Annotated in this window: 12 protein-coding genes; 7 read left to right on the forward strand and 5 right to left on the reverse strand. The window is 72.2% G+C overall.

Going from position 1 to position 9,139, the window contains the following annotated elements; genetic code table 11:
* Positions 1 to 27: 27 nt before the first annotated feature.
* On the forward strand, positions 28 to 615 hold the full coding sequence (locus EDF53_RS05540) for a DapH/DapD/GlmU-related protein (protein WP_123292626.1): 588 nt from the start codon (positions 28 to 30) through the stop codon (positions 613 to 615).
* A 149-nt stretch (positions 616 to 764) separates the two neighbouring features.
* A complete protein-coding gene (locus tag EDF53_RS05545; protein ID WP_123292849.1) occupies positions 765 to 1,181 on the forward strand; it encodes a VOC family protein in 417 nt (138 codons plus the stop codon).
* On the opposite strand, the gene EDF53_RS05550 is transcribed toward EDF53_RS05545, so the two are convergent.
* Both EDF53_RS05550 and EDF53_RS05555 read right to left on the reverse strand, forming a co-directional pair.
* Positions 1,162 to 2,127: an isoprenylcysteine carboxylmethyltransferase family protein gene (locus EDF53_RS05550; protein ID WP_260215221.1), complete on the reverse strand. Its 966-nt coding sequence runs from the start codon at positions 2,125 to 2,127 to the stop codon at positions 1,162 to 1,164. The two genes, EDF53_RS05545 and EDF53_RS05550, sit on opposite strands and share 20 nt — an antisense overlap.
* 160 nt (positions 2,128 to 2,287) lie before the next feature.
* On the reverse strand, positions 2,288 to 3,187 hold the full coding sequence (locus tag EDF53_RS05555; protein WP_123292627.1) for an SDR family oxidoreductase: 900 nt from the start codon (positions 3,185 to 3,187) through the stop codon (positions 2,288 to 2,290).
* 108 nt (positions 3,188 to 3,295) lie between these two features.
* Between EDF53_RS05555 and EDF53_RS05560 the strand changes: the two genes are divergently transcribed.
* Positions 3,296 to 3,637, forward strand: a complete 342-nt coding sequence (locus tag EDF53_RS05560) for a DUF3140 domain-containing protein (RefSeq protein WP_123292628.1) — start codon at positions 3,296 to 3,298, stop codon at positions 3,635 to 3,637.
* 109 nt (positions 3,638 to 3,746) lie between these two features.
* Positions 3,747 to 4,001, forward strand: coding sequence for a Rho termination factor N-terminal domain-containing protein (locus tag EDF53_RS05565; protein ID WP_123292629.1), 255 nt, complete (start codon positions 3,747 to 3,749; stop codon positions 3,999 to 4,001).
* On the opposite strand, the gene EDF53_RS05570 is transcribed toward EDF53_RS05565, so the two are convergent.
* Entirely contained in the window at positions 3,995 to 4,993 is a 999-nt protein-coding gene (locus EDF53_RS05570; protein ID WP_123292630.1) for an alpha/beta fold hydrolase, read from the reverse strand. The two genes, EDF53_RS05565 and EDF53_RS05570, sit on opposite strands and share 7 nt — an antisense overlap.
* A gap of 144 nt (positions 4,994 to 5,137) precedes the next feature.
* On the opposite strand from EDF53_RS05570, the gene EDF53_RS05575 reads away from it, so the two are divergent.
* Entirely contained in the window at positions 5,138 to 5,341 is a 204-nt protein-coding gene (locus EDF53_RS05575; protein WP_111085656.1) for a hypothetical protein, read from the forward strand.
* A gap of 46 nt (positions 5,342 to 5,387) precedes the next feature.
* Here the strand turns inward: EDF53_RS05575 and EDF53_RS19255 are convergent, their stop codons facing one another.
* Positions 5,388 to 5,651: a hypothetical protein gene (locus EDF53_RS19255; RefSeq protein WP_123672725.1), complete on the reverse strand. Its 264-nt coding sequence runs from the start codon at positions 5,649 to 5,651 to the stop codon at positions 5,388 to 5,390.
* 76 nt (positions 5,652 to 5,727) lie between these two features.
* Here EDF53_RS19255 and EDF53_RS05580 point away from each other — a divergent pair, with 76 nt between their 5' ends.
* Entirely contained in the window at positions 5,728 to 6,690 is a 963-nt protein-coding gene (locus EDF53_RS05580; RefSeq protein WP_165900986.1) for an SDR family oxidoreductase, read from the forward strand.
* 121 nt (positions 6,691 to 6,811) lie between these two features.
* On the opposite strand, the gene EDF53_RS05585 is transcribed toward EDF53_RS05580, so the two are convergent.
* Positions 6,812 to 8,038, reverse strand: coding sequence for a cobalamin-independent methionine synthase II family protein (locus EDF53_RS05585; RefSeq protein ID WP_123292632.1), 1,227 nt, complete (start codon positions 8,036 to 8,038; stop codon positions 6,812 to 6,814).
* Positions 8,039 to 8,117: 79 nt separating this feature from the next.
* Between EDF53_RS05585 and EDF53_RS05590 the strand changes: the two genes are divergently transcribed.
* A complete protein-coding gene (locus EDF53_RS05590) occupies positions 8,118 to 9,125 on the forward strand; it encodes a transporter (protein WP_123292633.1) in 1,008 nt (335 codons plus the stop codon).
* The last annotated feature ends 14 nt before the right edge of the window (positions 9,126 to 9,139 follow it).

Below are 9,139 nucleotides of genomic sequence, written 5' to 3' on the forward strand. Positions count from 1 at the left end.
CACCGTCCCCCGAACCCAGGAGGCCGCATGGCCACGCCAGCCGTCCCCGTCCACGTCCCCTCCACGTTCTCCCGACGCCTCCGCGAGGACGTCGCGCACGCCCGGGAGCACGTCCTGCTCACAGCCCTGCTCGGCTCGCCGTTCCTGCCGCGGGTCGTGCGACGGCTGCTGCTGAACGCCGCGGGCGCGCACGCCGAGTCGGCCCCCGGCGTCGGCTTCTCGCTCACGGGCGACCCGCGCAACCTGTCGGTCGCGCGAGGCGTCTACTTCAACCGCGCGACGACCATCGAGGCCATCGCGCCCGTCAGCATCGGTGCGAACGCCGCGATCGGCATGCAGGTCCTCATCATGACGAGCCACCACGCGATCGACGCCGACGGCCGGTGGAGCGACACCGCGACCGGCCGTCCGGTCGTCATCGAGGACCGCGTGTGGATCGGCGGCCGGGCGACGATCCTGCCCGGCGCGCACATCGAGCACGACGTGGTCGTCGCGGCCGGCGCGGTCGTCACCGGGCGCCTGCTGGCGCACGGCGTCTACGCCGGCGTGCCGGCGAAGCGCATCCGTGACCTGGCCGGGGCGGACCCGGCCGCGGACCGCAGAGCGACCGCCTGACGGCCTGGAGGCGCGGGGCGGCGCCGCCACGTGCCTCCAGTCCGCTTCGCACGCCCGTCCGAGGCGCCGTGCCCTTCCGCGGGCACGTCGCGTCTGCGACGATGGGCGCGCAGCGGGCGACGACGCCCGCCCGTCGTGAGGAGTCCACCATGTCCGTGCGTCTCAACCCGTACCTCGGCTTCCGCTCGGGGGCCCGCGAAGCCCTCGACTTCTACCACTCGGTGTTCCACGGCGAGCTCACGATCGGCACCTTCGGCGAAGCCGGCATGAGCCAGGACCCCGCCGACGCCGACAAGGTCATGCACGGGCAGCTCGAGGGCGAGAACGGCCTGCTGCTGATGGCCTCGGACGCGCCGACGGGCATGGAGACGCCGTCGGAGAGCGCGATCTCGTTGTCGCTCAGCGGCGACGACCACGAGGCCCTGACCCACTACTGGAACGGGCTCGCCCAGGGCGCGTCGATCATCGAACCGCTCACGACGGCCCCGTGGGGCGACACCTTCGGGATGCTCACCGACCGGTTCCGGGTCACGTGGCTCGTGAACATCACCGGCGCGGCGAGCTGAGGGGGACCGGGACCCCGCCGACGCTCGCCGCGATCGGCCACCGCGGCACCCAGCACCGGACCCGGGCGGCGTAGCGGCGGAAGTCGTCGCCGAAGCGGGCCTCGAGGTCGGCTTCCTCGAGCGGCCGGACGACGCAGTTCCACACGATCGACCCGGCGAGTGCGTAGACGACGACCATCCACGAGCCGAGCAGCAGCCCGACCGCGACGCCCTGCGTGATGCCGGCGAGCGCCATCGGGTTGCGCACCGAGCGGTACGGTCCGGCGACGACCAACCGGTTCGCACTGGCGGACGGCAGCGGGGTGCCAGCGCCCTTGGTCGACATCGCCGCGGCCGACGCGATGCCGAGCGCGCTGGCGAGCGCGAGGACGACGAGCCCGACCACCAGCAGCGCGGTCACGACCGGTCCGGGCAGTGCGGGGTGCAGCCGCCAGCGGTGCTCGGCCGCGGCGATGGCCACGGGGAACACCCCGAGGAACAGCCCCCAGAAGACGACGATCTGCACGGTCGTCGCGACCACGTGCCGTGACGTCGCGGCACCCGGGTCGGCGGTGCGGAACCGCAGTGGACCGGACGTCAACCACTCGGTCGGTACCCGGCCGAGCAGGACGAGGGCGAGGGCCAGCACGGAGCCGACGGTCGCCGCGGTCATGACGATGACGCCCCAGCCGGCCTCGCCGGTGCCGGTCGCCCAGACGGCGAGCCCGGCGAGGACGAGCGCGGTCCACACGGTGGCGACGGTCGCCGCGATCCGTCCGACCGTGCCCGCGGAGACCGCCGCGAGCGCCGAGGCCACGACGAAGAGCGGGACGTCGAGGGCCGCGACGACCACAGGGTCCAGCGAGCCGAGCGTGAGCATCCGGACGGCGGGGACGGTCGCGACGGTGATCCACCAGGCGGTGCCGCCGAGGGCCTGCAGTGCGAAGTAGAGCCGGCCCCAGGACACGTCTGCACGCTAGCAGTGCGCGTCGACCGCGGCGGCGGGCGCCGGGGGCGCTTCGTGAGCAGAAATGGTCGGCTGCTGCAAGCGAACCCGACCATTTCTGCTCACGAAGTACCGCGGATCAGTCCTCGCGGTTGATCTGCCCGTCGGCGCGCGGCGCAGGTCAGGGCGTGACCATGCCGCCGTTCACGTTGAGCGTCTCGCCGACGACGTAGCTCGACTCGTCCGACGCCAGGAAGACGTAGGCCGGTGCGAGTTCGGCTGGCTGTCCGGCGCGGCCCATCGGCGACTCGCTGCTGCCGAACTCGGGCAGCGTCGACGGGTCGACGCCGCCGCTCGGCTGCAGGACCGTCCACGTCGGCCCGGGAGCGACGACGTTGACGCGGATGCCGCGCTCGACGAGCAGCTGCGACAGCCCCTTCGACAGGTTGTTGATCGCGCCCTTCGACGCCGCGTAGTCGAGGCGATCGGGTGCCGGCTTGTACGCCTCCATGGACGCCGTCGTGGTGATCGTCGCACCGGGCTCCAGGTGCGGGAGCGCCGCCTTGACGAGGCGGAACAGCCCGAAGACGTTCACGTCGAAGGTCGCCTCGAACTGGTCGTCGGTGATGTCGAGCACGTCCGGCTGCCAGCGCTGCTTGCCGGCGACGCTCACCAGGGCGTCGAGTCCGCCGAGTCCGGCGACGGCCTGGTCGACGAGCTCCTGCGCGTACGCCTTGTCACGCAAGTCGCCCGGGATCGCCACGGCGGTGCGTCCGGCGGCACGGATCTGTTCGAGCACGTGGTCGGCGTCGGACTGCTCCTCCGGCAGGTAGGCGATCGCGACGTCGGCGCCCTCGCGGGCGAACGCGATCGCGACGGCGCCGCCGATGCCGGAGTCGCCGCCGGTGATCAGGGCCTTGCGGCCGGCGAGCCGGCCGGTGCCCCGGTAGCTCGTCTCGCCCAGGTCGGGGACCGGGTCCATGGCGGACTGGAGGCCCGGCTCGTCCTGCGTCTGCGGCTCCGGCTCGACGTCGGGGTAGCGGGTGCGCGGGTCGCCGTGTTCGTACTGGTCGGTGGGCATGCGAGTTCCTTCCTGCTCGTGCCTCCACGGAACCCGTCCCGGCTGGACGGCGGCGGAGCGCCATCCGCCCTGCGCACCCGTCCAGGACCGCGGGGTTGCCTCGGGACCATGAGTGACGACGACGACGACCAGCAGACCGAGCGCGACTTCGCCGACGCGGTGAACATGACCCCGTCGGAGCTCCGCGAGTGGCTCGACACCGACGAGTCGAAGCACGTCGGGCAGAAGCCCCCGGGCGGCGGTGAGTCGACCGGGCACGAGAGCGGGCGGCACGTCATCCGGATCCTCGAGAAGCACGAGGCGGACCGGACCGACGACGACCACGCCCACATGCGGAAGGTGGTCGGCTACGTCGCCCGGCACTCGGAGCAGCGGCCGGACGGTGACGTGCACGACACCCCGTGGCGGTACTCGTTGATGAACTGGGGCCACGACCCCGAGAAGCGCTGAGCCGCCGCCGCCGGCTCGGAACGACGCCGGGCCGCCGCCGGCGCGGAACGACGCCGGGCCGCCGCCGGCGCGGAACGACGCCGGGCCGCCGCGCGTACCGTGACGCACCATGCCGAACCAACTCAAGAAGCCGGACATGTACGAGGAGCTCCGCAAGGAGGGCAACTCGAAGGAGAAGGCTGCGCGGATCAGCAACGCCGCAGCGGCCCGCGGCGAGGAGGCCGTCGGGAAGAAGGGCGGCGAATCCGGCTCCTACGACGACTGGACGGTCGCGGACCTCCGGAAGCGGGCGAAGGAGATCGGCCTGACCGGGTACTCGTCGAAGCGCAAGGCCGAGCTCGTCGAGGCGCTCCGGGATCACTGACCGAGGTCGGCGACCGCGTCGATCCCCTCGGCGATCTCCGCCGCGTGCGTGTGGTGCAGGTAGTGCCCGCCGTCGAGCAGGACGACCTGGCCGTCGGTCACCGACGCCGCCTGCTCACGGTGCAGGCGCTCCCACCCCGGCACCTCCGGGTCGTCGCCCACGACGAACAGGCGGACCGGCAGATCGGCGGGGAACGCGAGGCTGCGGGCGTGCCGGAAGTTCGCGCCGAGGTGCTCGTACTCGTCCAGGTACGTCGCGCGCATGCTGGTGCGGTGTGACAGCAGGGTCATCTGCTCCTTCTGCGCATCGGTGTAGGGCAACCCGGCGTACGCGTCGCCGGACACGGCCGTGAGCACACGGGCGAGCCCGGTGGCCTTCACGAAGCGGAACAGGCCGGACCCGACGGCTTCGTCGATGCCGGGCTGTGTCGGCACACTGCTGTCGATGCCGACGAACGCCTGCACCTCGTCCGGGTACGCGTTCGTGTACTCGAGCGCGTAGATCCCGGCGACCGAGTGCCCCGCGAGCACGTAGCGGTCGATGCCGAGGGTCGACAGTGCCTGGTGCACCTCGTCGACGATGTTCGCGCTGGTCCGGGGCCGGTCGGTGCCGTCGCTCAGGCCGTACCCGAGCGGCTCGACGACCACCACCCGGTGCGTGTCCTGCAGCCGGTCGACGAGCGGGGCGAAGTCGATCACGGGGGATGCCGTGCCGAAGCCTGGCAGCAGCACGACGGTCGACGCCCCGGACCCGGTGACGGCGACGTTGACCCGGCCGCCGGTGACGGGGACGAGTTCGCCGTACGGGCGGATGTCGTCCCGTTCCGCCGCCGTCGCGATCGCGTCGTAGGTGGCCGTGCCGCCGAGCGTGAGGGCGCCGAGGCCGACGAGCCCGACGAGCGAGAAGCCGATGATCCGGAGCGGGCGACGGCGTCGGCGTGCAGGGCGGGCCGGAGTGCTGGTGGGGGTGGCCGTGGGGTGGTGCGTGTCCATGCCTGCACGCTAGGTCCGGCCTGCGGGGCAGCACATCGGAGCACGGTACCGACGTGCCTCGCCCGCGTCGTACCGCGGGCTGACGTCGGGCGACCGCACGGCGGGCGCGGCATGGGGGAGAATGGCCGGGTGAACGAGACGGGCATGCCGCGCTTCCGACGGATCTGGTCGACCGTGCAGGTCGGCGTGCTGGCGATCGCCGTGGCGTTCTGCATCGTGATGCTCGTCATCGGGCAGGGGAAGCTCGACCGCGTCTACGCCGTCGCCGCGATCTTCTTCGGCCTGGCGCTCGTCGGGCACAGCACGTACCTCTGGCTCCTCGCCCGGAACGCCCGCACCGGCCGCTGAACCGAGGGGGGCCGACGCTTCGTCTCCGGTCTCGGCTCGGCTCCGGCTACACGCCGAAGCGCAGCGCCAGCGGCACGAGCAGTCCGGCCACCCAGACGAGGACCATCACGAGCGCACCGATCGCGATGAACCGACGGCGACGACGCAGCTTCGGACTCCGCTCCTCGCCCCACATCTGTGCACGGACCAGCACCCGGTTCGCCTGCTCGACGACCTTGCGGACCTCGGGGTCGTCCAGCTCGAGGGCACCGGACCGGGCGTGTTCGGCGATGACCGTGGCTTCGTCGACGGTCAGGTCGTCCTTGCGCATGCTCCATCCTCGCACCGGGGCGAGGGGTACGGCCCGTCTGTGCGGGAACGGACCAGCAGGCGCGTACCAAGGACGCATGGGACATCGGTACCGCGGGAAGATCGTCGTCGTCACCGGAGCATCGAGCGGCATCGGGAGGGCCGCGGCGCACGAGTTCGCCCGACAGGGTGCCACGCTCGTGCTCGCCGCACGCGGCCACGACTCCCTGGAGGCCGCCGCCGCCGAGTGCCGTGCACTCGGGGCCGATGCGGTCGCGATCCCGACGGACGTCGCCGACGAGCACCAGGTCGAGGACCTCATCGGCACGGTGACGAGTCGGCACGGGCGGATCGACGTCTTCGTCGGCAACGCGGCCCTGTTCGTCTACGGCCTGTTCGAGCAGACCCCCACCGAGGCGTTCAAGCGGGTCGTCGACACGAACCTCTACGGCCACCTCAACGCGATCACGCACCTGCTCCCGCACTGGAAGCAGCGCGGCACGGGCACCTACGTGCTCGTCGGCTCGATCCAGTCGCTGCTGTCGGCGCCCTACCAGTCGGCCTACGTCACGAGCAAGCACGCGGCGCTCGGCCTGGTCGACGTCCTCGGTGACGAGTTCGCGCACACCGGCATCCGCTTCACCACGCTGCTGCCGTCGACGATCGACACGCCGATCTACCAGAACGGCGCCAACTACACCGGCAAGAACTCGCACCCGCTGCCGCCGACGGTCTCGGTCGAGCGCGCGGGTCGTGCCGTTGTGACCGCCGCCACGCACCCGAAGCGGTACCGCTACGTCGGCCGCATCCAGGCGTCGCTCGTCCCGCTGCAGTACGTGTTCCCGGGCCTGTTCCACAAGATCACGAAGCCGATGGTCGAGACCTTCGCGCTGCGCGGGAAGGGCGACCCGACCGACGGCAACCTCTACGCCCCGGCGGACGCCGGCAACGCCACGAACGGCGGCTGGGTCGCGAAGCGACGGCGCGTCACGCGTCCGCTCGTGTGGCTCGGTGGCGCTGCCGCGGTCGGCGCGATCGTCCTCGGCCGCGCACGGCGGTAGCCCCTGAGGCCTGCCGAAACCGGGCGTACCGCTCCGAAACGGGCGTACCTGCCGTGATCTTCGTGGCAGGTACGCCCGTTCTCGCTTGCTACCGCAGCCGTTTTGGGAAGGAACGTGCGGCTCAGAAGAGCTTCGCGCTCGCGCGCCGTGCTCCCTCGCCGAGCGACTCGAGCTTCGCCGCGGCGATCTGCGGGTGGATGCGGCCGCCCAGGCCGCAGTCGGTGCCGGCGATGACGCGCTCGCGCCCGACGACCGAGGCGAACCGCTCGATGCGCTGCGCGACCAGGTCGGGGTGCTCGACGACGTTCGTGGCGTGGCCGACGACGCCGGGGACGATCACCTTGCCGTCGGGAAGCGTGACGTCCTGCCACACGGTCCACTCGTGCTCGTGCCGGGCGTTCGCGGCCTCGAACGAGTACGCGCCGGCATCGATGTCGAGCATCAGGTCGACGATGTGGCGGAGCTCGATGTCGGTGGTGTGCGGACCGTGCCACGAGCCCCAGCACAGGTGGAAGCGGACGCGGCTGGTGTCGAGCCCCTCGAGCGCGTGGTTGAGCGCCTCGACGCGGATGCGGGTGAAGGCGCGGTAGTCCTCGAGGCTCGGCTCCGGGTTGATCTGGTCCCAGTTCTCGGCGATCGAGGGGTCGTCGATCTGCAGCACGAGGCCCGCGTCGAGGATGATCCGGTACTCCTCGCGCAGGGCGTCGGCCCAGGCCCAGATGTGCTCTTCGTCGGTGGCGTAGTACTCGTTCGCGACCCGGGCCGCGGAGCCGGGGGAGAGTGCCGTGATGAAGCCGTTCTCGGCACCGGCGGCCTCGACGGCGTGCCCGAGGTTGGCGGCGTCGGTGCGTGCGGCCTCGTGCCCGGTGTAGGCGATCGGGCCGGTCGTGGTGGGGAAGGCGGTGGCGTTCTTGCCGGTGCCGATGCCCGACGCCGGGTCGGTGTAGGCCTCGCGGAAGATCGTCCAGTCGCGACGGTCCGGGAAGCTGGTCAGCTGGACGTTGCCCGGGCTCGAGCGGACCGGCTCCTGCGTGAAGATGTCGGCGTCCGTGAGCGAGAGTCCGCTGACGCGCTGGAACGAGTAGCCCCACCACGCGCCGTAGTCGACGCTGTTCGACATCGCCTTGCCGAACTCGCCGTCACCCGGCTGCGTGATGCCGAGGGCGGTCTGGCGGGCGACGACGTCGTCGACGGCCGCGCTCGTCATCGCGCGGACCTCGTCGGTGGTCTCGAGCGTGAAGCCGTCGGCGCCCACGGGGCGGGCGGCGTTCGCGGCGATGAGCTCCGGCGTGCGCGGGAGCGACCCGGCGGTGGTGGCCTGGACGTGGTCGCTGTTCTCGAAGGGCATCGGCCCAATGTGCCACGGGCCGCCTGCGAGCCGGGCTCCGTTACGCGGCACGACGCGAGCCGGGGACAATGGGACCCCTATGCCCAGCGCACGCCCGACCTCCCGCATCCCGCTCAACACCCTCGCCGCACCGTTCGGCCTGGCCGGGTTCGCGGAGACGTGGTCGTACGCGGCACCCGTTCTCGGGGTGCCAACCGTCGTCCCGCAGGTGTTCTGGGTGGTCGCGGCGGTGGCGTGGTCGTGGCTGCTCGGCGCGCACGTCCTGCGGGGCGTCCGGGTCGACGAACGCCTGGTCGACCAGCTCCGCCACCCGGCGCAGGGCCCGATCGCCGCCCTGGTCCCCGCGACGGCGATGCTCCTCGGCGTCGACCTCGCGCGGTTCTGGGAGATCGGGGGACAGGTCCTCGTGGTGCTCGCGGTGGCGGTCGCTGCCGGGTTCGCGGCGTGGTTGCTGAGCACGTGGTTCGAGGGGCGCCTGACCCTGGAGGCCGTGCACGGCGGTTACCTGCTGCCGACGGTCGCCGCGGCCCTCGTCGCTTCCGTCGCCACGCACGAGGTCGGTGTGGGCTGGCTGTCCTGGGCGTGCTTCGGCGTCGGCGTGTTCTTCTGGGGCGTGATGACCGGACTGCTCCTCATCCGGTTGTCGTTCCGCCCCGCACTGCCCGACCCGCTCGTCCCCACGATGGCGATCCTCGTGGCTCCGCCCGCGGTGGCGACGGTGTCCCTGTTCGCGCTCACCGACGACGCCCGAACCCTGCCCGTGCAGGCCATCGCGGGCCTCGGGGTCCTCATGCTCCTCGTGCAGCTCGCGCTGCTGCCCCGGTACGTCCGGCTCGGGTTCTCGCTCGGGTTCTGGTCGTTCGTGTTCCCGGCTGCGGCGGTCGCGACGGCGGCGATCGAGTGGTTCCGGGTGCTCGACCTGCCGGTGGCGTGGGTGCCCACGACCGTGCTGCTCGTGCTGCTCACCCTGCTCGTCGTCATGGTCGGGGTGCGGTCGCTGAGCCTGGCCGCGCGGCACCTGATCGGGCAGGCCGAGTCGGTGCTGCACGCCGCCGACGACGAGAACGCGGCACCCGCGACGCACTGACGTGGTGCCGACGG

This window comes from Curtobacterium sp. PhB78 (assembly GCF_003751685.1).
Lineage (GTDB): Bacteria > Actinomycetota > Actinomycetes > Actinomycetales > Microbacteriaceae > Curtobacterium.

Bases quoted from the DNA above. Each gene is read 5' to 3' on its own strand.
- EDF53_RS19255 (WP_123672725.1), bottom strand. From the start codon at position 5,651: ATGCGCAAGGACGACCTGACCGTCGACGAAGCCACGGTCATCGCCGAA.
- EDF53_RS05590 (WP_123292633.1), top strand. From the start codon at position 8,118: ATGCCCAGCGCACGCCCGACCTCCCGCATCCCGCTCAACACCCTCGCC.
- EDF53_RS05545 (WP_123292849.1), top strand. From the start codon at position 765: ATGTCCGTGCGTCTCAACCCGTACCTCGGCTTCCGCTCGGGGGCCCGC.
- EDF53_RS05565 (WP_123292629.1), top strand. From the start codon at position 3,747: ATGCCGAACCAACTCAAGAAGCCGGACATGTACGAGGAGCTCCGCAAG.
- EDF53_RS05555 (WP_123292627.1), bottom strand. From the start codon at position 3,187: ATGCCCACCGACCAGTACGAACACGGCGACCCGCGCACCCGCTACCCC.
- EDF53_RS05540 (WP_123292626.1), top strand. From the start codon at position 28: ATGGCCACGCCAGCCGTCCCCGTCCACGTCCCCTCCACGTTCTCCCGA.
- EDF53_RS05575 (WP_111085656.1), top strand. From the start codon at position 5,138: ATGCCGCGCTTCCGACGGATCTGGTCGACCGTGCAGGTCGGCGTGCTG.
- EDF53_RS05570 (WP_123292630.1), bottom strand. From the start codon at position 4,993: ATGGACACGCACCACCCCACGGCCACCCCCACCAGCACTCCGGCCCGC.
- EDF53_RS05580 (WP_165900986.1), top strand. From the start codon at position 5,728: ATGGGACATCGGTACCGCGGGAAGATCGTCGTCGTCACCGGAGCATCG.
- EDF53_RS05560 (WP_123292628.1), top strand. From the start codon at position 3,296: ATGAGTGACGACGACGACGACCAGCAGACCGAGCGCGACTTCGCCGAC.
- EDF53_RS05585 (WP_123292632.1), bottom strand. From the start codon at position 8,038: ATGCCCTTCGAGAACAGCGACCACGTCCAGGCCACCACCGCCGGGTCG.